Origin of the sequence: Arthrobacter gandavensis (genome assembly GCF_015355785.1) — a bacterium.
GTDB lineage: Bacteria > Actinomycetota > Actinomycetes > Actinomycetales > Micrococcaceae > Arthrobacter_B > Arthrobacter_B gandavensis_A.
Window position 1 is genome coordinate 511,705 of sequence record NZ_JADKYW010000003.1, and the last position, 21,815, is coordinate 533,519.

The 21,815-nt window shown below is 66.1% G+C and carries 22 protein-coding genes; 12 read left to right on the top strand and 10 right to left on the bottom strand.

Annotated elements, in window-relative coordinates; all coding sequences use genetic code 11:
- Positions 1-8 precede the first annotated feature (8 nt).
- Both ITX31_RS03650 and ITX31_RS03655 read left to right on the top strand, forming a co-directional pair.
- Positions 9-1,052: an amidohydrolase family protein gene (locus ITX31_RS03650; protein WP_323745571.1), complete on the top strand. Its 1,044-nt coding sequence runs from the start codon at positions 9-11 to the stop codon at positions 1,050-1,052.
- Positions 1,049-1,816: a glucosamine-6-phosphate deaminase gene (locus ITX31_RS03655; RefSeq protein ID WP_194782093.1), complete on the top strand. Its 768-nt coding sequence runs from the start codon at positions 1,049-1,051 to the stop codon at positions 1,814-1,816. The genes ITX31_RS03650 and ITX31_RS03655 overlap by 4 nt, the downstream gene beginning before the upstream one ends.
- Before the next feature lie 42 nt (positions 1,817-1,858).
- Here ITX31_RS03655 and ITX31_RS03660 read toward each other — a convergent pair whose 3' ends face one another.
- Entirely contained in the window at positions 1,859-2,236 is a 378-nt protein-coding gene (locus tag ITX31_RS03660) for a VOC family protein (protein WP_194782094.1), read from the bottom strand.
- Between the two features lie 113 nt (positions 2,237-2,349).
- On the opposite strand from ITX31_RS03660, the gene ITX31_RS03665 reads away from it, so the two are divergent.
- Genes ITX31_RS03665 through ITX31_RS03675 form a run of 3 tightly spaced genes read left to right on the top strand, consistent with a single transcriptional unit; the run spans position 2,350 to position 4,824 of the window.
- Positions 2,350-3,216, top strand: a complete 867-nt coding sequence (locus tag ITX31_RS03665) for an aldo/keto reductase (protein WP_194782095.1) — start codon at positions 2,350-2,352, stop codon at positions 3,214-3,216.
- 43 nt (positions 3,217-3,259) lie between these two features.
- Entirely contained in the window at positions 3,260-3,961 is a 702-nt protein-coding gene (locus tag ITX31_RS03670) for a type 1 glutamine amidotransferase domain-containing protein (protein ID WP_194782096.1), read from the top strand.
- A 20-nt stretch (positions 3,962-3,981) separates the two neighbouring features.
- Positions 3,982-4,824, top strand: coding sequence for an SDR family oxidoreductase (locus ITX31_RS03675; RefSeq protein ID WP_194782097.1), 843 nt, complete (start codon positions 3,982-3,984; stop codon positions 4,822-4,824).
- A gap of 18 nt (positions 4,825-4,842) precedes the next feature.
- Here ITX31_RS03675 and ITX31_RS03680 read toward each other — a convergent pair whose 3' ends face one another.
- The 5 genes from ITX31_RS03680 to ITX31_RS03700 all read right to left on the bottom strand — a co-directional run bounded on the left by ITX31_RS03680 (position 4,843) and on the right by ITX31_RS03700 (position 11,033).
- The gene (locus tag ITX31_RS03680; protein WP_194782098.1) at positions 4,843-6,315 is read right to left on the bottom strand and encodes an amidase; all 1,473 of its coding nucleotides are present in this window, start codon (positions 6,313-6,315) and stop codon (positions 4,843-4,845) included.
- Positions 6,312-7,571 carry a M20 family metallo-hydrolase gene (locus ITX31_RS03685; RefSeq protein ID WP_194782099.1) on the bottom strand — a complete coding sequence of 420 codons (1,260 nt, stop codon included), beginning with the start codon at positions 7,569-7,571 and terminating at the stop codon, positions 6,312-6,314. Before ITX31_RS03685 ends, ITX31_RS03680 begins: the two co-directional genes overlap by 4 nt.
- 54 nt (positions 7,572-7,625) lie before the next feature.
- The gene (locus tag ITX31_RS03690; RefSeq protein ID WP_194782100.1) at positions 7,626-8,969 is read right to left on the bottom strand and encodes an MFS transporter; all 1,344 of its coding nucleotides are present in this window, start codon (positions 8,967-8,969) and stop codon (positions 7,626-7,628) included.
- Between the two features lie 329 nt (positions 8,970-9,298).
- Entirely contained in the window at positions 9,299-10,213 is a 915-nt protein-coding gene (locus tag ITX31_RS03695) for a LysR family transcriptional regulator (protein WP_194782101.1), read from the bottom strand.
- A 133-nt stretch (positions 10,214-10,346) separates the two neighbouring features.
- Positions 10,347-11,033 carry a DUF2848 domain-containing protein gene (locus ITX31_RS03700; RefSeq protein ID WP_194782102.1) on the bottom strand — a complete coding sequence of 229 codons (687 nt, stop codon included), beginning with the start codon at positions 11,031-11,033 and terminating at the stop codon, positions 10,347-10,349.
- 139 nt (positions 11,034-11,172) lie between these two features.
- Between ITX31_RS03700 and ITX31_RS03705 the strand changes: the two genes are divergently transcribed.
- The gene (locus ITX31_RS03705; protein ID WP_323745572.1) at positions 11,173-12,531 is read left to right on the top strand and encodes an MFS transporter; all 1,359 of its coding nucleotides are present in this window, start codon (positions 11,173-11,175) and stop codon (positions 12,529-12,531) included.
- On the opposite strand, the gene ITX31_RS03710 is transcribed toward ITX31_RS03705, so the two are convergent.
- The gene (locus tag ITX31_RS03710) at positions 12,528-13,184 is read right to left on the bottom strand and encodes a GntR family transcriptional regulator (protein ID WP_194782104.1); all 657 of its coding nucleotides are present in this window, start codon (positions 13,182-13,184) and stop codon (positions 12,528-12,530) included. The two genes, ITX31_RS03705 and ITX31_RS03710, sit on opposite strands and share 4 nt — an antisense overlap.
- Before the next feature lie 33 nt (positions 13,185-13,217).
- Here ITX31_RS03710 and ITX31_RS03715 point away from each other — a divergent pair, with 33 nt between their 5' ends.
- Positions 13,218-14,021, top strand: coding sequence for a carbon-nitrogen hydrolase family protein (locus ITX31_RS03715; protein WP_194782105.1), 804 nt, complete (start codon positions 13,218-13,220; stop codon positions 14,019-14,021).
- A 68-nt stretch (positions 14,022-14,089) separates the two neighbouring features.
- Here ITX31_RS03715 and ITX31_RS03720 read toward each other — a convergent pair whose 3' ends face one another.
- Together ITX31_RS03720 and ITX31_RS03725 are read right to left on the bottom strand one after the other, a co-directional pair.
- The gene (locus ITX31_RS03720) at positions 14,090-14,545 is read right to left on the bottom strand and encodes a DUF3817 domain-containing protein (RefSeq protein WP_194782106.1); all 456 of its coding nucleotides are present in this window, start codon (positions 14,543-14,545) and stop codon (positions 14,090-14,092) included.
- Positions 14,546-14,626: 81 nt separating this feature from the next.
- On the bottom strand, positions 14,627-15,547 hold the full coding sequence (locus ITX31_RS03725) for a DUF5996 family protein (protein WP_194782107.1): 921 nt from the start codon (positions 15,545-15,547) through the stop codon (positions 14,627-14,629).
- Positions 15,548-15,775: 228 nt separating this feature from the next.
- On the opposite strand from ITX31_RS03725, the gene ITX31_RS03730 reads away from it, so the two are divergent.
- Positions 15,776-17,059 (top strand): multidrug effflux MFS transporter, encoded by a 1,284-nt coding sequence (locus tag ITX31_RS03730; RefSeq protein WP_323745573.1) that lies wholly within the window; start codon positions 15,776-15,778, stop codon positions 17,057-17,059.
- Between the two features lie 466 nt (positions 17,060-17,525).
- Here ITX31_RS03730 and ITX31_RS03735 read toward each other — a convergent pair whose 3' ends face one another.
- Complete coding sequence (locus tag ITX31_RS03735) at positions 17,526-18,554, bottom strand: LacI family DNA-binding transcriptional regulator (RefSeq protein ID WP_194782108.1); 1,029 nt, start codon at positions 18,552-18,554, stop codon at positions 17,526-17,528.
- Between the two features lie 164 nt (positions 18,555-18,718).
- Here ITX31_RS03735 and ITX31_RS15760 point away from each other — a divergent pair, with 164 nt between their 5' ends.
- From ITX31_RS15760 to ITX31_RS03750, 4 genes are read left to right on the top strand one after another with little or no spacing between them, the layout of a single operon-like run.
- Positions 18,719-18,886 (top strand): hypothetical protein, encoded by a 168-nt coding sequence (locus ITX31_RS15760; RefSeq protein ID WP_228528934.1) that lies wholly within the window; start codon positions 18,719-18,721, stop codon positions 18,884-18,886.
- 9 nt (positions 18,887-18,895) lie between these two features.
- Entirely contained in the window at positions 18,896-20,029 is a 1,134-nt protein-coding gene (locus tag ITX31_RS03740) for an ABC transporter substrate-binding protein (protein ID WP_323745574.1), read from the top strand.
- Between the two features lie 12 nt (positions 20,030-20,041).
- Positions 20,042-20,995, top strand: a complete 954-nt coding sequence (locus ITX31_RS03745; protein ID WP_194782109.1) for a carbohydrate ABC transporter permease — start codon at positions 20,042-20,044, stop codon at positions 20,993-20,995.
- Positions 20,996-21,814, top strand: coding sequence for a carbohydrate ABC transporter permease (locus ITX31_RS03750; RefSeq protein ID WP_194782110.1), 819 nt, complete (start codon positions 20,996-20,998; stop codon positions 21,812-21,814). It abuts the gene before it with no gap.
- Position 21,815 lies beyond the last annotated feature (1 nt).

Genomic DNA, 21,815 nt, shown 5'->3' on the forward strand with positions numbered 1-21,815 from the left:
AGGACCCCGTGCACGTCTCCCGCATTGGGAACCGCCCTGTAGTGCAGGGCCTGTCAATCGTCGATTTCCATCTGCATTTCAGGATGCCCTTCGATCCGCTGACCCGTCAGCTCTCCGGCGGCCAATTTGCCTGTGAGGAGTCCAGCGCCGCCGCCGCGGAACGGGCCGCCAAGGTGGCCGGAATGTCAGCGCAGTGGCGGCGCAGCTGGGACTTCGCTGACCCGGAGAGCACCGCGAAGGACGCCGGGTGGGAAGCGGAAGCAGACCGCTGGACGGCCGAGCTGGACCAGCACCATATTGAACACGCCACGTTCGTCACCGCCGGCGGGAACAAGGAAATGGCTGCGCTGGTGGAGCACGGAGCCGGGCGGTTCCTCGGCCTGGTGGCCATGGCCGATCCCTTCGCGCCGGGTGCGGTGGAGGAATTCCGGCGCGCGGTCCGCGACGACGGACTGCGCGGCCTGAAGCTCTTCGCCCCGCTGATGTCTTCCCGGATCGATGACCCCGCTGCGGATCCGCTCTGGCGGGTCGCCGCGGAGTACCAGGTGCCGGTGCTGATCCACTTTGGGCACTGCGGCTCCGCCGGCGGGATTGCGCACAACGCGATGATTGAACCGGCCTGGCTGGAGGCCGTGGCCAAACGGCATCCGGACGTGACGTTCGTGATTCCGCACTTCGGAATCCAGCACGTGCAGCAGGTGCTGTTCCTGATGTGGGCCTGCCCCAACGTGCTGGTAGATACCTCCGGCTCGAACCAGTGGGTGCGGTTCATGGCCCAAAAACTGACCCTTGAGGACCTGTTCCGCCGGTTCTACGAAACCCACGGACCGGAACGGATAGTCTTCGGCACCGATTCCTCCTGGTTCCCCCGCGGTTACGCCCGGCGCTACCTGGTGGACCAGCTGCGGACCTGCTGGGAGATGGGCATGCCTGCAGCTGACGTGCAGAAGATCTTCGGGGCCAACGCCGCCCGCCTGCTCGGACTGGCGGACTGGGCACCGGCAGATCCGGAGCTGGCGCGGGCTCTCTCCCGGGAAGGAGCCGGAGCATGAGCGTGCAGATTCTGGTTGCTTCCTCTGTTCAGGATCAGGGCGTTGCCGCAGCGGATGCCGTGCTTGACCGCCTGGCTGTCCGCCCCGACCCCGTGCTGGGCATCGCCACCGGTTCCTCCCCGCTGCCGCTGTACGCGCAGCTCGCCGGGCGGGCCGGGGAGCTGCCGCGCCTTCGCTGCTTCGCGCTCGATGAATACCTCGGCCTGCCGGCGGACCATCCGCAGAGCTACCACGCCGTGGTCCGGCGGGAGGTCATTGAACCGCTGGGCCTGGATCCGGCTGATGTGAAGGTGCCCGACGGCGCCGCGCCTGCTCCGGAACGCGCCGCCGCTGCCTACGAAGCCGCCATTCGGGCCGCCGGGGGCATCGACGTCCAAATCCTCGGTATTGGCAACAACGGGCACCTGGCCTTCAACGAACCCGGGTCCGCTCTGGATTCCCGCACTCGCGTGGTGGAGCTGACTCCCAGCACCCGCGAAGCGAACGCCCGCTTCTTTGCCTCGCCGGAGGACGTTCCCACGCACGCACTGACGCAGGGGCTGGGAACCATCCGTGAAGCGCGGTCCCTCGTCCTGCTGGCTTCTGGCCCGGCGAAGGCAGAGGCGATCGCCGCAGCACTGACCGGTCCGGTGACCCCGGACATTCCGGCGTCGGTCCTGCAGCTGCATCCGGATGTGACGGTGCTGCTTGCCGGCGGCGCCGAGACCCGGCTGGACCCGGGCAGTTACAGCCTGGTTAGAGAAACCCGTACCGCCGGGCGCTGACTACGCTGCTTCAGGTGCCCTGCTGCTTCCGGCTCCGCGCGCTTATTGGGCGGGCAGGGCCGGAAGTTCCTGCAGGAACCACTGGTTGCCGTCCGGGTCGCTGAAGTACACGAAGGTTCCCCAGTCCAGCGGCGTCACGTCGCTCACTCCCGCCACCCCGCCGTCGAGCAGGTGCTGGCGCGCTTCAGCGGCACTGGGCACCACTATTTGGATGCGTTGCGTGCCGGGAACCATATCCGTGGTTCCCTCACCGATCACTACCGAACAGGCCGAGCCGGGCGGGGTCAGCTGCACGAAACGCAGGGATTCATTTACCCGCTGATCATGGTCGGCAGCGAAACCCACCTGCTCGACGTAGAAGTGTTTGGCGGCGTCGACGTCGGACACCGGCACGGGCACTAGCTCAATTTTCCAGTCCATGCGCGGGAACATACGCCCGGCTGGAACCTGAAAAAACACCTGCGCGGACAGCTTTGGTCCGCATTGCCGCACACCACGGAATAAGCCTGCTTAGTATTGGGTTGTAACCCGACATGACTGAGCAGAGGAACAACACTTTGTCCGCAACCATCGACTTGAAGGATCTGGGCACCGTGAACCGGCTGGGCTTCGGTGCCATGCGCATCGTGGGTCCCGGAGTCTGGGGCGAACCCGAAAGCCGCGGCAGCGCCGTCGAGGTAGTGCGCCGCGCCGTCGAACTGGGCGTCGATTTCATCGACACCGCCGACTCCTACGGCCCCAACATCAGTGAAGAGATCATCGCCGAAGCGCTTTACCCCTATCCGGACGGCCTGAGGATCGGCACCAAGGCAGGGTTCGTGCGCACGGGACCGGATGAGTGGATTCCGCTGGGACGCCCCGAGTACCTTCGCCAGCAGGCCGAGCTGAGCCTGCGCAAGCTGAAGGTGGATTCCCTGGACCTGCTGCAGCTGCATCGGATCGATCCCACGGTGGACGCCGAAGAGCAGTTCGGCGTGCTGGCCGAGCTCCAGAAGGAAGGCAAGGTCAAGGCGCTCGGGCTCTCCCAGGTGAGCGTCGGGCAGCTGGAGGCAGCCGGCAGGCACTTCACCGTCTCCACCGTGCAGAACCGCTACAATCTCACGGACCGGTCTTCCGAGGACGTACTTGAATACGCCACTGCCAACGGAATCGGGTTCATCCCGTGGGCACCGATTTCAGCCGGTGAACTTGCCCGGCCGGGAGGCGTGCTGGACGACGCCGCCAAAAAGCTCGGCGCCACCACGTCCCAGGTGGCCCTGGCCTGGCTCCTGAAGCGTTCGCCGGTCATGATGCCTATTCCGGGCACCGGCTCGGTGGCCCACCTCGAAGAGAACCTGGGCGCCCGGGAGCTGGTGCTGGACGACGCCACGTTCGACGCGATCGACGCCGCCGCACGCTAGCAACCCCTACCCCGTGCTCCACACCCCCAAAGGAAGGACCCCCATGAACAACATCCTGATGGTTGTCTCCGCCGCTGATTCCCTCACCATGAAGGACGGCTCCGAACACCCCACCGGCTTCTGGGCCGAGGAACTGGTTGAGGCTCACCGCACGCTGACCGAGGCCGGGCACCGCATCACCTTCGCCACTCCCGGAGCCAAGGCGCCCACCGTTGATCAGGTCAGCCTGCAGCCGGACCAGGCCGGCGGTGAAGAGAAGGCCGAGCACCTGAAGTCCTACCTGGAGGAGCTGCGTCCGGAACTGAACTCCCCCATGGCCCTGGCGGACGTCGCGCCCCTCGAATACGACGCCGTCGTCATCCCCGGCGGGCACGGCCCCATGGCGGACCTTGCCAGCGACTGGGACATGGGACGGATCCTGATCGCAGCCAACGACGCCGGTATGCTCATTGCCCCGTTCTGCCACGGCCCGGCAGCGCTGCTCAGCGCCGAAACCCCCGAGACCGGCTTCGCCTTTTCCGGCCGCCGGCTCACCGTCTTCACCAACGAAGAGGAATTGAACGGCGGCACAGGGGAAAACACTCCCTGGATGGTTGCCGACGCGCTGGCCGAAAAGGGCGCGGTCGTCGATGGCGGACCTGCCTGGGAAAGCTTCGTGGTCACCGACGGCAACCTGATCACCGGACAGAACCCCCAGTCCAGCGTGGATGTGGCCCGCCAGGTCCTCGCGTCCCTGCCCGACTAGATCTTTGGCAGACTAAAGCCATGACTGTCCTGATTGCCGGCTGCGGCGACCTGGGCACGGAAGCCGGCCTGCGGTTCGCCGCGGCCGGCTTTTCCGTGCTGGGCTGGCGCCGTTCCGCCGAGAAGATTCCCGCTCCCCTTACCGGCCAGGCTGCCGACCTCACCGGCCGGCTGCCTGAAATCCCCGCTGACACCGGGATCGTGGTGATTTCGACTGCCGCCCGGGAACGTTCAGAAGCCGCCTACCGCGCGGCCTACGTGGACGGTACGGCAAACGTCCTGGATGCCCTGGAACGCGACGGCGTCCGGCCGGACCGGATCCTCTTCGTGTCCTCCACGGCCGTCTACGGCGACGCCGGCGGCGGCTGGCTGGAGGAGGACTCCCCCACCGCTCCCGCATCGGTGACCGGCGCCGTCATCCGCGAAGCCGAGGACCTGCTGCACTCCCGCCGGCCGGATGCGATCGTGCTGCGCCTGGCCGGGATCTACGGCCCCGGGCGCACCCGGCTGATGGACCGGGTCCGTGCCGGAGCGGCGGATCCAGGCCCGGGACAGCTGACCAACCGCATCCACCGGGATGACGCCGCCGCGGCGATCGTGCACCTGACCACCGCCGTTGCTGATCCCGCTCCGCTGTACTTGGGCGTCGACGACGAACCCGTGGAACAGCGCGAAGTGCTTCAGTTCCTGGCCGGTGAACTTGGTACGGAACTGGGTCCGGAAGAGCCGGCGAACCCGTCCCGCGGCGGCAACCGGCGCCTGTCCAACGCCCGGCTGCGTTCCACCGGGTTCGAGTTCAGGTACCCGACGTTCCGCGAGGGATACCGGGCGGTGCTGGCCGGGGACGGCGTGCGGCACGGCTGAACCGGAACCAGACGGCCGTTACAGCTCCGGGTACGTTCCAGCCCAGGGACGAAGCGCCTCAATGGCAGCACCGACGCGGAAGACGGATTCCTCCGCGAACGGGTGGCCCACTACCTGCACACCGGTGGGAACGCCGTCGGCTCCAAAACCGGAGGGCACGGCCAGAACCGGGCAGCGGTTGGTGATGTTGAACGGCGCCGTCAGGTGGCCTTCCCAGTAGTGCTGCAGCGTCCACCCGGCCACCGAAATGCCGTCCAGATAGTCCCCGTCCGCGGCGAGGGATCCGGCTCCCGAGGTGGGGCAGAGCAGCACGTCGAAGCCGGCCATTGCCGTTGCCAGCTCCGCCTGGATCCTGGCCTCCTCCGCCAGTCCCTCCACCAGCGTCCTTCGCTGCGCTGCGGAACGGGCGTCCGCCATGAACCGGCGGGTATAGGCAGCCAGTGAGTCAGCATTCCCGGCGGTGGCCTCCTCCATGGCTGGTCCCAGGATGTGGCCAAAGTGGGTGAAGATGGTTTCCCGAATGCCCGCGGTGGTCCACGGCAGGTCAACTTCTTCCACCACGGCACCGGCCGCCTGCAGCATGGCGGCAACGGCTTGGGTGTTGGCTTCGACCGCCGCGTCCAGCGGATAGTCCCCCAGCCGAAGACACAGCGCCACGCGCAGCCCGGCTGCTTCGCCGGCGTCGGGATAGCGCAGCGGCAGCACGCCTGGACCGCCGACGGAGGCGTGGTCCCCCGGGTGGCGTCCGGACATCACGTTGGCCAGCAGGGCGGTGTCCGCAACCGTGCGCGCCATGGGCCCGTCCCCGCGGTACCAGTCGGCGGAGAGCGGAGCCTGTCCGGGGATCCTGCCGTAGGGCGCCTTGTAGCCGACGGTTCCGGTGAACGCTGCCGGCAGGCGGGTGGATCCCGCTATATCCGACGCCGTTGCCAGCGGCGCCAGGCCCGCGGCCAGTGCCGCTCCCGCTCCACCGGAGGACCCCCCGGGTGAGCGGTCCAGGTTCCAGGGGTTGCGAGTGACGCCCCACATGGGACTGTGCGTCACAGTGGCGCAGCTGAACTCCGGAGACGTAGTGCGGGCGTGCACGATTCCGCCGGCGGCACGGATGCGCGCCACCACGGGATGGTCGGCCGGGGCCAGCGTGCCGGTGTGGGCAAGCAGCCCCTGGGAGAGGCTGCGCCCGGCCAGGGCGTGCTTCTCCTTGGTCGCCACGGGCAGTCCCAGGAGCGGAAGCTCCCCTGTGTCGCCGTTCAGGTACGCCGCTTCGGCTTCCCGTGCCTGCACCATGGCGTCGTCGAACAGCGTTTCAGTCAAGGCATTCACGGTCGGGTTCGCCGTGTCCGTCCGCTCCGCGACCGCCGTCAGCAGTTCAACGGGCGAGAGGGTGCCGGAGCGGAACAGCTCCAGCGCGGAGACGGCGTCCAGGTAATGCAGCGGCGGGTCCGCTGCGGGACGTGCGGCGAGGCCTTCGCCGGTCACCGGCGTGCTCATGCTGCCGGACCCGTGGCCTGGTCAGTCAGGGCACCGTGGATCAGCTTCCAGCCGAGTTCGGTGAGGGCATCCAGGCCGGTAGCCATGTCCTCGTCCGTGGTGAACTCGCGTTCGCAGTGGGAAACCCCGTCAACGGAGGGAATGAACATCATCACCGTGGGGGCGATGCGGTTCAGCGCCACGGAGTCGTGGCCTGCCATGGTCTGGATCCGGCGGATGCCGAGGCCCAGCCCGGCGGCAACCTTCTCGGCCAGCTCCAGCCCGTCCTCGGGGTAGTACTGGATGCCGCGGATATCGAAGTCGTTCACATTGATGGTGATGTCGTGTTCCCGGGCGATGGCGTCGATGTCCGCGAGCAGGGACGCACGGGCTTCGGCAACGATCTCCGGCGAGGCCGAGCGCAGGTCCGCCACCAGGTGGACGCGGCGGGCGACGACGATCGGCGAGTTCGGTTCCAGGGTCATCCGCCCCACCGAGGACACCAGTGCCTCATCCGCGAACTGCTTCGTCACGTCGTGGACCAGCAGCACCACCTTGGAGGCAGCCACCAGGGCATCGTGCCGGTCCGCCATGGCAGTGGCTCCGGTATGCGACTGTTCGCCAAGCACCTCGATATCCAGTTTCTGGGTGTACCAGGAATAGTCGACGGCGCCCAGCGGGAGCTGCTCTCGCTCCAGGATGCGGCCCTGTTCAATGTGGATCTCCGCGTAGCTGGCCACTTGGGGCCGCAGATCCGTGCCGAGGTACCCGATGCCGGAGAGTGCCTCCCGGACGGAAATCCCGGCAAGGTCGCGGACCTCCAGCATGGCTTCCTCTTCCATGAGTCCGGCAAATACGGAGCTGCCCATGATGGACGGTGCGAACCGCCCGCCTTCCTCGTTGAACCAGTTCACGACCGCCAGGTTGAAGACCGGCGTGCCCCCGGAGGCCCGCAGGCGTTCGGTGATCCGGGACGCCGCGTGCAGGCCCGCGATCACCCCGTACGCGCCATCGAACCTCCCGCCCAGCGGCTGGCTGTCCAGATGGGAGCCGACCAGGACGTACGGTGCGCCTGGAACCAGCTCGATCAGCGCGAACATGTTGCCGATGCCGTCCACCCGCACCTCCCAGCCGCGGGTCTCGGCATAGGCGGCAAACCAGTCCCTGGTCTGCTTGTCTTCAGCGGTGGCTGCTTGCCGGTCGACGCCGTTGGCAGCGGTGGCGCCAATGGCGGCGACGTCATGGAAGTCCTTCAGGAAGGCCTGGGGTGAAGTCATGGTTCTGGTCCTTTGAATCAGGCGGGCGCGGTCCGTGCGGTGTACGGGGCGGTGCTAGCCCATGCGGCCGCGGGTTTCCGGCACTTTGGTAAGGGTGAGCAGGAGCAGCACGATCACGGCTGCGGCACTCATGTAGAAGCCCGGCGAGTACGCCACGTCCGTGGCTGCCACCAGTGCGGTGCCCACGAACGGCGCGGTGCCGCCGAAGATGGCGTAGGCAACGTTGTAGCTGATGGCCGCGGAGGTGAAGCGGGTCTTGGTGGTGAAGATTTCCACGAAGAAGGTGTAGCAGCCGCCGCCGTAGATGCAGAGCGGAATAACGAAGAGCAGCTGGCCCAGAATGGCCAGTCCCAGCACGCCGCTGGTCACCAGCATGAAACAGGGAACGGCGAAGACGGCCAGTGCGGCCGAGCCGGCGATCAGCATGGGCTTGCGGCCCACCCGGTCGCCGAGAATTCCGCCCAGCGGCAGCAGGATTGCGTAGAACGCCATGGCGGCGGCGTTGGCCAGCAGTGACTGGTCCCGGCTGAGGTTTCCGGTGGTCTGGACGTAGGAGACGAAGTAGCCGGAGAGGAAGTAGAAGCCCATGGCGGTCAGGCCCATAACGAAGATGACCTGCAGCATGCGCACCTTGTTGGTGCGGAAGGTCTCGCGGATGGGGCTGTATTCCTTGGTCTGGTTCTTGGCCAGGACTGCCTTGAAGACTTCGCTTTCCTCGGTCTTGGCGCGGATCCACAGGCCAAAGAGGGACAGCGGCAGCGCCAGCAGGAACGGGATGCGCCAGCCCCAGCTCTGGAAGTCGGCTTCGCTCATGGACTGGCTGAGGACCAGGATCAGGGTTCCGGCCACCACTGAAGGCAGTGCGGTGGCCGCCAGGGTGATGTTGAGCCAGAAGCCGCGGCGGTTCGCCGGTGCGTGTTCAAAGACGAACGACGGCGCGCCTACCGATTCGCCGCCGGCCGAGAAGCCCTGCACCAGCCGGCACAGCACCAGCAGGGCCGGGGCCAGCGCGCCGATGGTGGCGTAGGTTGGCAGCAGGCCGATGCCGGCGGTGGCTGCACCGATGGAAACCAGCGTGATGTACAGGACGCGGCGCCGGCCGATCCGGTCCCCCAGCGCACCGAAGAAGAGTCCGCCCAGCGGCCGGATGAGGAAGGCGACGCCGAAGGTCGCGAAGGTGGAGAGCAGGCCGATGAAGGCGCTTTCGCTGGGGAAGAAAAGTTGGGAGAGCACCACGGCGGAGAGGCCGTAAAGGGCGAAGTCGTAGAACTCAATGAACTGGCCAACGCTGCCGCCGGCCAGGACACGCTTCTGCATCCCGGTGAGGCGGGGCTTGGTACCTTCCGCCGGAGCGGACTGGACACTGGTGTCCTTCGGAGTCACTTCGTTCGTAGTCATGGGAGCCACCGTACGCAAACCGGGTTTTGGCGGCGTTGCCCGCGGTTTCCGGAAAGTAACGCCTGGCTGAAGCGTATGTCGGCGGCGTTTCCCGCGGCCGGGCCGTGCTCCGCGGGTTGTGTAATGCCGCGGAAACGTGGGTCTGATCTGTTCAACTGCGCTCCTGGGGGATTCAGTACCGGCTTGGGCCGGGATCTCCGCGGCGTTGCGGGGATCCAGCGGCCTGCCACCGTCGGGCAGAGATGATGATGGGTCAACTCTGGTGACCTGCGTCACAGATGTCCAGTTGATGTTTCTGAAGTTACTAATCGATTTTTTCGATGCGAGGGTCAGTTGCCCGCGCCGTACAGCCTGCCGCAGACGGCTTCGAACGCCAGGGCGCGGCGGGTGGGGCGAACCCCCGCCGGACGGACCAGCATCACTTCGATTCCGGGAAGGTCGTCGGTCAGGCGAAGCGGAACCACCCGCCCGCCGGCATAGGTCTGGTCATGGTGCAGCCGCTGGTTCAGCACCGAGTAGCCGTGTCCACGGCCCACGAATGAGCGCACGGTCTCGTAGCCGGAGGCGCGGTGGCGGATCTTCGGGCGCACTCCGGCCGCCGCGAAAAGACTCATGAAGTACTCCCGGGTGTGCGGAAGGTCCAGCAGGATCAGCGGTTCATCTTCAAACTGGGCCAGGGACACCTCACCGTCCGGGCTGGCCGCCAGGGGATGGTCTTCCGCGACGATCACGTGTGCGGAAATCCGCTCGACAACCTTGGTGGTGAAACCTTCATCCAGCCCCAGGCCATACATCAGCGCGAGTTCGCACTCGCCTTCCAGCAGCGAACGGCGGAGGTATTCCTGGTCTCCTTCCAGGAATGAGAGCTGCACTCCCGGATGGGCTGTTTCGAAAGCCTGCAGGATCACCGGGGCCCGGAAAGCCGCCAGCGGCGCAAAGACCCCTACGCGCAGTTCGCCCGTGAGAGCATCCGAATAACCCCGCGCGGCTTCGTAGAGTGCATCGGCTTCTTCAAGGAAGGGCGCCAGGTCCTTGGCGAACTGCCTGCCGGGCGCAGTCAGCCGCATTCCCCGCTGCTGTCCACGGATGAACAGCTGGACGTCCAGGTCTCTCTCCAGCTGCGAGATCGCAGCGGAGAGCGCCGACTGGGTGACGTTGAGTTCCTTCGACGCCGCAGTCATGCTCTCTGCCGCCGCCACCGCGGAGAAGTAGCGCAGCTGCACCAGGGTAAACGGTTTGGCCATGCGCCCATCCTGCCAGCCCGGGTGTGCGCGGGGACGTCACATGACGCGGGTACATGACATCCGTGTCCACGGCCGGGATCACCGGGGCACGGCCGGGCAGCCGCAGCTGCCGGCCGCGCCCTGGCTGCGGCAATCAGCCGATGGGCTCGGCCATCCGGCGCACACCGTAGCCCAGCGAGAGGGTTTCACCGGTAACCGGATCAGACATTTCTACTTTCCAGCTGCGGGCAAACTGGTCCACTCCGTGCAGCATGGCCACGGTCCCGGAAATCAGGACAGTCCCGGGCTTGTCCAACCCGCGCCCAGCGAGGATGTCCAGCCAATAGTCAGGCGTCAGCAGGGCTGCCAGCGAGCTGTCCTGGATCAGGGTGTCCGGCGTTTCCCCTGCCCCAACCCAGGCCTTCAGCGTGATCTCATCCAGGTGGTCCCGGACGTCGTCCAGCCGCCAGGCCCGGCGGCCCAGGACGTCGGGGCTGGCATTCTTGCTCCAGGCAACGCCGTGGACTTCCAGTTCACGGTCCGTGTGGTCACATGCCACAGTGAGCAGCGTCCCGGCATCGCTGATGACCAGCGCCCATTCCGCCTCGCCGGACGTTTTGCCATGCTGAACGCTGACCTCATCCACCTGCTGGGCGAGGTACGGGGACACCGGATAGAGCGCCGGAGTTGCGGACGGGCCGGGGACGCCCAGTTCCGCCAGTTCCTGGATGTGCGCCTGGACTTCATCCTGTTCACGGCCTGCGTAACCGGCGTTGAGCAGGTGCTGGACGTCTACGGCAACGTCGGCGCCGTCCGGAAGCTCGAATGTCAGCGTTGTCATGTTTGGGCCCTTCGAAAGTGAGATTTTACAAACCGGAAATGGAAACCCTCGCCAATCTACATCAAGTATGCGTAATGTATACATCGTTCACACAAGTGGCTTGCATCACTCCCGTCCATACCCCGGAGGTCCAACAACCGTGACAACCACCCCCGCCCCCGGCGCCAGCCGGCCGCCGCAAACGTCCTCGCCGGACAGACCAGCAGGCCTCTACAAGGCCTTCGCCGCCAGCCTCACGGGGACCGCCCTGGAGTGGTACGACTTCGCGGTCTATTCAGCTGCAGCCGCTGTTGTCTTTCCCATCATCTTCTTCCCCTCCTCGGACCCGCTGACGGGCACCATCCTCGCCTTCTCCACCTACGCCGTGGGCTACGTGTCCCGCCCGGTCGGCGGAATCATCTTCGGCCGCCTCGGAGACCGGATCGGACGGAAGAAGGTGCTGGTTGCCACGCTGATGATCATCGGCGTGGCCACAGTGCTGATCGGCATCCTCCCCGGCTACGGCACCATCGGTATCGCTGCACCGCTCATCCTCGTCCTGCTCCGGTTTGCCCAGGGCGTGGGCGTGGGCGGGGAATGGGGTGGCGCCGTCCTGCTCTCAAGCGAATACGGGGATCCGAAGAAGCGCGGCTTCTGGGCTTCCGCTGCGCAGGTTGGTCCGCCGGCCGGCAACCTGATGGCAAACGGCGCCCTGGCCATCCTCACGGTTGCCATGACCGAGGACGCCTTCATCAGCTACGGCTGGCGCATTGCCTTCCTGTTCTCCGCCGTCCTGGTGGGCTTCGGACTCTGGATCCGCCTCAAGCTGGAAGACACCCCCGTCTTCAAGGCAATCGAAGCCCACGGTGACCGTCCGCAGGCGCCGGTCAAGGAAGTCTTCACCACCCAGCTGCGGCCCCTCGTTGCAGCCATCCTGAGCCGCGTGGGACCCGATGTACTCTATGCACTCTTCACCGTCTTCACCCTGACGTACGGCATCCAGTTCCTCGGTTACGAGCGCAACCAGGTCCTCACTGCCGTCCTGGTCGGATCCGCTTTCCAGCTCATCACCATTCCGCTGGCGGGAGCCGTTTCGGACCGCATCAACCGCCGGGTGGTCTACGCGGCAGCGGCGATCCTCGGCGCTGCGTGGACCTTTATCTTCTTCGGCATCCTGGGCAGCAACAACCAGGCAATCCTGGTTATCGGCATCGTCCTCGGCCTGACCTGCCACTCATTCATGTACGGACCGCAGGCCGCGTTCGTCGTCGAGCAGTTCTCCCCGCGGCTCCGCTCCACGGGCAGCTCACTGGCCTACACGTTTGCCGGTGTCATTGGCGGCGCCATTGCCCCGCTGATGTTCACGCTCCTGCTCAGCGAGTTCGGCAGCTGGGTCCCTGTTGCCGCCTACGTTGGCGTGGCAGGCATCCTGACCCTGATCGGCCTCGCACTCGGACGCGACCCGCACAACACCGAGGACGAGGAATACCGGACCATGCTGGAGAGCGAAAAGGTCTAGCCGCGGAGCAGGAGGCCCAGCGTCACGTCAAGGTGGCGGCTGATGGCCTCCTGCGCCGCGTCGGCACTCCCTGCAGCCAGCGCGTCGAGGATCCCCTGGTGCTCGCCGCACACCTGCCGCCTGCGGCCGGAGGTCCGGAAGAGCGCTTCAACGCCAACGAGGATCTGCCGGACCTGCAGCTTGGCGTAGGTGCTGGATATCAGCTCGTTGCCCACCGCATCCACGAGCAGCTGGTGGAAGGCCGCGTCGAGGCGGATGAACTCGCGGGCACTGGCCGCGTCCAGCAGGTCCGGGAGTCCGGCCTGCTGCTCGAGGGTAGCGCGCATCGCCTCTTCCGGAACGGTGCCCGCACCAATGGTGTGGACTGCAGCGTGGCGCTCCAGCACGCCGCGCAGCTCCATCAGCTCGGAGATCTGCCTGCCGGTGACCGCGGGAACGTAGGCTCCGCGCTGCGGGATCAGCTCCACCAGGCCGTCCGCCACCAGCAGGAGCAGCGCTTCACGCACGGGCGTCCGTGAGACTCCGATCTCAGCCGCCAGCTCCTGCTCATTGAGGAACGTACCCTGGCGCGCAGGGTCCACCAGGATGTTCTCCCGGAGGTAGGAAAAGGCTTTCTCGCGGCTGGATGCGGCTGTCCCCGTGATTTTAGGCATACATTATGTATACAACAAGGAAAGGGGAATCCCATGCGCATCGCGCTTGCCCAAGTTATCAGCAGTTCAGATCCGTCCTCCAACCTTGACCTGGTTAGCGACTACGCCGGCCGGGCGAAGGCGGCCGGTGCCGAGCTGGTTGTCTTCCCCGAAGCTGCCATGTGCGCGTTCGGGAATCCGCTCGGCTCTGTCGCGGAGCCGCTGGACGGGCCCTGGGCTTCCACGGTCCGGCAGATCGCCGCAGATCTCAGCATCACCATTGTGGCCGGCATGTTCACTCCCGGCAGCGACGGCCGGGTCCGCAACACCCTGCTGGTCACGGGCCCGGAGGCCGAGACTTCCTACGACAAGATCCACCTCTTCGACGCCTTCGGCTTCGCCGAGTCCGACGCCGTGGACGGCGGGGACGCACCGGTGACCTTCACCGTGGGCGGTATGACGTTCGGGCTGGCAACCTGCTACGACGTCCGCTTCCCTGCCCTCTTCACCGCGAACGCGCGTGCCGGTGCGGACGTAAACATTGTGTGCGCCTCCTGGGGGGCCGGCCCGGGAAAGACGGAGCAGTGGGACCTGCTCGTCCGGGCACGCGCACTGGACAGCACCACCTACGTCCTTGCCTGCGGACAGGGCGACCCGGCCTCGCTCGGCCGGCCCCAGGAAGGAACCGCACCCACCGGCGTCGGGCACAGCGCCGTCGTCTCGCCGCTGGGCGAGGAGCTGGCCTCCCTCGGGGAGGCACCCGGGCTGGCTGTCCTCGACCTGGATCCGGAGCTGGTAGCCCAGGTCCGCGAGCGCCTTCCGGTGCTGGCCAATGCGAAGGATTTCGCGGCGGCCTAGGCTGCAGGCACAAAAACGCGCCGGCGGTTCCCGATGGGGATCCGCCGGCGCGTTTTCTATAACAGCTCTTAGCCCTTCGGGATGGGCGGGCCCAGATACAGCAGGATGGAAAAGACGACGGCGACTCCGGCGACGGCAACCAGGGCGGCCGCCACGGGGCGGCGCAGCACCAGGGCCTGGACCTTGTCCACGAAGTTCTTCGGCTCCTCGCCGCCCGGGCCAAGGCGCCAGCCGCCGTCGAGCAGTCCGCGCTTATCCAGCGACTTCTCGAACGGAATGGTGGCCCAGGGAACGACGGCGAGCGCAACGCCCAGCACACCGGTAGCCGCTGACCACTTCTGGTTAACCCACACGAACACGGTCACCGCGGCATAGGAGAGGAACACGAAGCCGTGCAGTCCGCCGGCAGCGGGGGTGAACGCCTCGTTGCCGAAGGCATATTTGGCCACCAGGGCCGCGATCAGGAGGGTCCATGTGACGGCCTCGGCGAAGGCCAGGGTGGTGAACAGCTTGCGTGGAGTCATGGAGCAGGGCCGCCTTCCGAAGGGGGTTTACCAACATTATGTCAGCATGCCCCCGGATGGCCCTAATCGGGAAAGCCCCGCCTACCGCTGAGCCGGGGCCGGATAAGTCAGCGGTTCAGTGATCCACTCCAGGTCCGCCCAGCGGTCCATTCGCTGCACAATCTCGAAGCTCGAGCGGCACATGTCCAGCACCGCCTGTTCCGGATCCGGATAGGAGAAGGCGTCCTCCAGGGTGAGGATGAACTCGCTCATCTGCGGCTGGAACTCCGCACGGTCCGGCTTCAGCATGGACGCGTAGCTTCCGATGCCGGAAAAGAACGGATACGGCATGCCGAAGAACCCCGGCTGGGACATCTTCACGTCCCCGGGCCAGAACCCGTACTCCACGAACTTCTCGTCAAAGCAGTTCACTCCGATCACGTCGGTCCCGCTGTACGGTGCGGCCTGCCCGGCGAACACCGAGCCGGAGAGGTCCATGGTGCCAAACCAGAACTCCGGCATGTCCACCTTGCCGCGGAAGGGCGAGAGGAACCGGGACAGGCAGCGGTAGGCGAAGTGCAGGTTCTCCAGATAGGCCTCCACCGCTTGCCGGTCCCAGGAGCGGTGCTTGGTGTCCTCATCGAACGGCGTCTCGTCGTAGAACTCCTGCGGAGTGGTGTTGATCGTCGTCGGCGCCCCGATGTAGTCCAGTGCAGCCATCAGCTGCGAGTGGAACTCGGCCACGCTCAGTCCGTCACCGAGCGGAATACGTGACGTGACGCCGTCGGTGTTCTGCACGTCCACGTGGTGCCGGCGCAGGTTGAAGTAGATCTCAAAGCTGAATCCGCCGGCCGGAATGATCCCTGTGCCGATCCCGTTGATGGTCAGCGGCAGCCGCACATGGGCCCAGCCCGGCCGCTTGCTGCTGCGTTCAACCTTGACCTTGCCTGCCATCTGGAGGAACAGGTGCAGGGTGTCTGCCGTGTCCTGCCAGTCGGTGTAATCGAGGATCCGTTTTTCCATGCGTATCGCCTCAGCTCGGGTGGCAGCCAACGGGGGGACTCAACGGGGGCGGACTGTTCCTCCAGTGTGAAACCCCGTCCTGCCCCGGTCAACGCTTCCGTCCCCTCCCCGCCGAGATGACAGAAACTGCACGTATCAGCGCTGTAACGGGCAGTTTCTGTTATTTCGGCGGGACTATACTGGCCGAGGCCCACCGTCTTCATCATCCTGCTTAGGAGCGCTTACCCGGTGTCCAAAACCTCCCCCGCACGCACCTCCTCCCGCTCCCGCAGCCTGAAGTACATCCTGATGCTCGGTGCCCTCGCCGCGCTGCCCGCCGTGACCACCGACATGTACCTTCCGGCATTGCCTGAAGTCGCCTCGGACCTGGCAACGACGACGACGGCGGCCCAGTTCACGCTCTCCGGCACCCTGCTCGGAACCGCCGTGGGCCAGCTGGTGATCGGCCCGCTGTCCGACCGCTTCGGCCGGAGGCTGCCGCTGCTGATCGGCATCTCAATGCACGTGGTGACGTCGCTGCTGTGTGCGATTGCCCCGAACATCGGCCTGCTGATCGGCCTGCGCATTATGCAGGGCTTCTTCAACGCTGCTGCCTCCGTGGTGGCCATTGCGGTAATCCGCGACCGGTTCACCGGATCCGATGCCGCCCGCCTGCTGTCCCGGCTGATGCTGATGATCGGCCTCGCGCCGCTGCTGGCACCCACCCTGGGGCAGGCCGTTGCCGGGATCTGGGCCTGGCGGGCTGTGTTCTACGCGCTGGCGCTGATCGGGATCATCCTGGTGGTCATTGTCTGGCGCTGGATGCCCGAAACGCTTCCGCCCGAACGGCGCCTGGCCAAGGCGAAGAAGGGAACCCCGAACTCCGGCAGGCCCGGCGGCTACCGGATCCTGCTGCGCGACCGCCGTTTCCTGGCATTCGCCGTCATTCCCGGCCTGTCCATGGGCATCATCATGAGCTACGTGGTCGGTTCACCGTTCGTGATGCAGGAGGAGTACGGCCTTTCCCCCGCGACGTTCGCGCTGGTTTTCGCCATCAACGGCGTCGCCATGGTGACCTCCTCACAGGTGAATGCGTCCCTGCTGAACCGGTTCCCGTCCGCAGGAATCCTGCGCGTCGCCGCGCCGGTGCTGCTCCTGCTGGCCGTGATCCTGCCGATCATCATCGCCACCGGCTTCGGCGGTGTGGTCGGCCTGGTTGCCGGACTCTGGGTTACGCTGGGCATGCTCGGCTTCATCTTCTCCAACGCCACCTCCCTGGCACTGGACGGCTACGGGCACATGGCCGGAACAGCCGCGGCGCTGCTGGGCTGCCTGCAGGTGGGCCTTGCCGGGCTTATCAGCCCGCTGGTTGGCGTGTTCGGCGGCTCAGCATTGTCCATGGCCGGGGTGATCATCGGCTGCGCCGTGCTGATCAACCTAGTGCTGGCGACGACGCCGGCCTACCGCCGCGGCGGGCGCCGGCTTGGTGCCGCTCCCCGCCCTGACGGGATCGGCACGCCTGACCAGGCCTAGGCGGGGCGGACCCGGACGGCCGGATGCGGGGCGGATGCGGCGCGACTGCGACGAGCGGACCGGAGTCGGGAGGGGCAGCCGCTCTCTGGTCCGGGCTGTACCGCAGTACCGCGCACACTCTATGCATCCTGTGCTGCAGTAACGCTGTTTAGCTCCTATTTGCACATCTTCTGTCGCAATGACGCTGCCACAGGCAGCAGAAAACAACGGTAATGCGACACAGGACGTGCAAACCCCCGCCAAAACAACGGCAATGCGACACAGGATGCAGGTATGGGTTGGAGCCATCCTAAGGAGCCCAACCCAGGACCCCGCCCCCAAAGACAGCGCCCGGAAAACCGACGCATCGGACCGCGGCGCCGGGAGCCACTGCGAATCCGACTCGGCCGTGGCGCAGACTTATTCCCGGTTTAGGCCCCATCCCGGTCCGGCACGCAAATTCGCCCCCAACACCCCTGGCCGGAGGCTACTTGTTTCCTTCCGGCGGAACAGCAGTGCTTTGCCGAATCACCAGCGACGTCGACAGGTCCAAGCGCGTGTTTTTGGGCTGCTCCCCGTCCCGCAGCATCAGCACCATGCGCGCCGCTTCTTCCGCCATCTCAATCAGCGGCTGGTGCACGGTGGTCAGCGCGGGCGAAGACCAGCGGGCCACCTGAAGATCGTCATAACCCACCACGGAGAGCTGCTCGGGCACCGCAATCCCAAGCTGCCGGGCGGCGTCCAGCACGCCGAGCGCCTGCAGGTCGCTGCCGGCGAAGATGGCCGTAGGCCGGCCGGGCTGCGAGAGCAGGTCCAGCGCATGGCCGCGTCCGCCGTCAACGTGGAAGTTCCCGTACCGCACCAGCTCCGGATCGAAGTCCAGTCCAGCTGTATTGAGCGCTGAGCGGTAACCGTCAATCCGGGCGAGTGAACACATCAGGTCCTCCGGGCCGGTGATGGCGGCGATCCGCCGATGGCCCAGGTCAATGAGGTGGCGCGTCGCCATCATTCCGCCGGCCCAGTTCGCCGACCCCACCGAGGGAACATCCGGCGCCGGGTCCCCCGCCGGGTCGATAATCACGAACGGGATGCCGCGGGACTCAAGCAGGCGGCGGGACTCCTGCGCCAGGTCGGCAAAGACCAGTACGACGCCGGCAGGGCGCCGGGCGATCACACCCTCCACCCATTCGGGGCCGGGTGAATGCCGGGTGCCGCTCTCCGTGAGCACCACGCTCAGGCCGTGTTCGCGCGCCACGTTCTCCACGCCGCGGATGATTTCAAGTGCCCACGCGCTCTCCAGCTCATGGAACACCAGCTCCAGCAGCCCGGATTTGGCGCTGCGGCTCGCCCTGCGCTGGTAGCCGTGCCCGTCCAGGAGGGCCTCAACTTTCGTCCTGGTTTTGCGCGAGACATCGGAGCGCCCGTTCAGGACTTTCGAAATTGTCGACAGCGAGACCTCCGCCTCGGCCGCAAGTTCAGCCAGGGTGACGCGCCCGGCCGCAGGCGTTTCTGCCATTCGATTCTCCTCCGTGCGAAAGTCTCCGGCGCTATGTCACTCAAAGAAGTGTTGCGCATCACATCCTTGCATCCTAAGCTAGCCGCATTCCAGAACTTTCGGCAAGTGTTTCGAAACTTTCGGAACTCAGCTTCCCGGAAGACCTTCCAGTGAGGAGCAGTTCAATGAGGAACAACCGCAGCTGGCTGAAACCAGCTACCGCAGCCGCGGGCGCGCTGGCACTCGGCATGTCCATGGCCGCCTGTTCAAGCGGCGGCGACTCGGCCGCGAACAACCGCCCGGAAAACGAAATCCATGTCCTGGTCTACGGGGACGCCGCCAACGACGTCTAACGGGCCATGGTGGACAAGTTCAACGAAACCTCGGACGTCAAAGTGGTCCTGGACACCATCCCCGGGGCCGACTACCAGCAGAAGCTGCAGACGGTCATCGACACAGACTCCGCCCCGGATGTTTTCTTCAACTGGGGCGGCGGATCCATTACTGATTACGTGGACGCCGGCCTGCTGATGCCGCTGGACGACTTCATCGAGGAGGACCCGCAGCTCAGGGAGGCCTTCCTCCCCTCGGTCTTCGATACCGCCGTGGTGGACGGACAGGCGTACGGCATTCCCATGCGCGGCACGCAGCCGGTGATGCTCTTCAGCAACGAAGAGGTCCTGGCCGGCGCCGGCGTCGACGGCGCTCCGGAAACGTGGGACGAGCTGCTGGACGCGGTGGAGAAGCTCAAAGCGGCCGGGGTCACTCCCATTGCACTGGGCGGGGCGGACGAATGGCCCACCCTGATGTGGGTTGAGTACGTGTATGACCGCGTCGCCGGACCGGAGCTCTTCGAAAGCGCCCTCTCCGGGGACACCGAGGTCTGGGAATCCGAGGAAAGCAGGGAGGCCCTGGGCATGCTGCGTGAGCTGGTGGACGCCGGCGCCTTCGGCACCAACTTTCAGTCCGTGAAGTTTACCGACGGCGGCTCCGCATCGCTGCTCTCCAGCGGCCAGGCCGGCTTTGAGCTGATGGGCTCCTGGGCCTACTCAACACACCAGGACGCTGCTCCGGAGTTCGTGGAGGCAGGGTCCCTGGGCTACAGCGAGTTCCCCACGATCGACGGCGGCAAGGGCGACCCCGCCAATCTGGTGGGCAACACTAACAACTTCTACTCCCTCCTGGCGAACACCCGGTACCCGGACACAGTCCGCGATTTCCTGAAGCTGATGTACTCGGATGACTTCGTCCAGGAGCAGGTGGCGATCGGCAACCTGCCCACCACCACCAGTACGGAGCAGTTCCTGGATGCGTCCGCAGATCCGGATTACGCCCGCTTCCAGTACGGGCTGGTGGAGAAGGCACCGGCCTTCCAGCTCTCCTGGGACCAGGCCTACCCGCCCTCCGCGACCCCTGCCATCCACGGCGCCATGTCCGACTTCTTCAGCGGACGGATCGACGAAGACGGTTTCATTGCCGCCATGCAGGGCCTCTAGGAATACCTCCTCATGACTGCGCTGCTACCGCCCAAACCGCCGGCACTGCCGGACGGATCCGCACGGGTCCGTCCGGCAGCCTCCGGCCGCTCGGCCCGCACACCCCGCCCCGGGCTGGCCTGGACCCTCCCGGCCACCGTGTTCTTCCTGCTCTTCGCCGTGATCCCGCTGATCGCCGTCGTCGTGCTTTCCTTCATGAGCTGGCGCGGCATCGGTGATCCGAAGTTCGTGGGCACGGAGAACTGGCAGGAACTCGCCGGAGACCCGGTGATGCTCAAGAGTCTCTGGCTGTCCCTGCTCTTCATCGTCCTCGGTGTTGCCACCCAGACCCCGGTGAGCATGCTGCTGGGCGTGTGGGCTGCCGGGCCGCAGCGCAACCGCGCTGTCCTCAGCGCGATCTACTTCGTGCCGCTGCTGCTCTCCTCGGCCGCCATTTCGGTGCTGTGGCGGGCGCTGCTGGATCCCAACTTCGGTGTGCCGTCCCAGTTCCGCTGGCTGTTCGGGGACGGGAATCTGTTCGGCCACCAGGCGACTGCCATCGGCGTCATCATCTTTGTGAGCATGTGGCAGTTCACGCCGTTCCATACGCTGATCTACCAAGGTGCGGCCCGGGCCATTCCGCAGGTGCTCTACCAGGCCGCGGAGATCGACGGCGCCGGGCGGGTACGGACTTTCTTCAGCATCACGCTCCCCCAGCTTCGAAACTCCATCATCACGTCAGTGATCCTGATGGTGGTGGGCGGCCTGACCACCTTCGAGACCGTGCTGATCCTCACCAACGGCGGGCCGGGAACGGACACCACCATTACGGCCTTCTACATGTTCGAGCAGGCCTTCCGCCGCTTCGACTTCGGCATCGGAGCCGCCGTTGCCCTGGTGCTCGTGGTCGTGGCCACCACCATCTCGCTGATCATGGTCAAGGTCTCCGGCTACGACAAGATGCGCAGCACGCTGGAAGGGGTCTAGATGCGTACGCGACCCAATTACATTGCCGGAGCCGCCGCCGTCGTCTGGCTCCTGATCGTGGCCCTGCCGCTCTACGTGATGATCGCGGCCAGCGTCCAGACCCGCAGCGGGTTCAGCGCCGGCGGACCGCTGTCCTTTCCAACCAGCTTCACGCTGGAGAACTACGCGGGCGTGTTCCAAAGCGGGTTCGGGCTGTACTTCCTGAACACGCTGATCGTCACCGGCGGAGTGGTGGGAATCGTGCTGCTGGTGGTGCCGCCGCTGGCCTACGCCATTGTGCGCAACCAGTCCCGCACCACCACGCTGATCTTTCGGTTCTTCCTGCTGGGCCTGGCCATTCCGGTGCAGGCAGTGATTGTTCCGATGTTCTACCTGATCAACACGGCGGGGCTCTATGACACCCTGCTGGGCATCATCCTGCCCACCGCGGCGTTCGCCCTGCCGATCTGCACGCTGATCCTCTCCGGAACCATGCGGGACATCACCCCTGAGCTGTACGAGGCGATGGCCGTGGACGGTGCCGGAACCTGGCGGACGTTCGTGCGGCTGGTGCTGCCGCTGTCCAGGCCCGGGATCTCCACGATCGCCGTCTTCGCTGCCCTGCAGGGGTGGAACGGCTTCCTGCTGCCGCTGATCCTGACCCAGTCGGAGTCCACGCGGGTCATCACGCTTGGCCTCTTCAATTTCCAGACCCAGTACGGCATCAACGTTCCCGGCATCCTCGCTGCGGTGCTGCTTTCAATGATTCCCGTGCTGCTGGTGTACCTCTTTGCGCGCCGCGCACTAGTCCAGGGCCTTATGGGCGCTGGCGGAAAGTGAC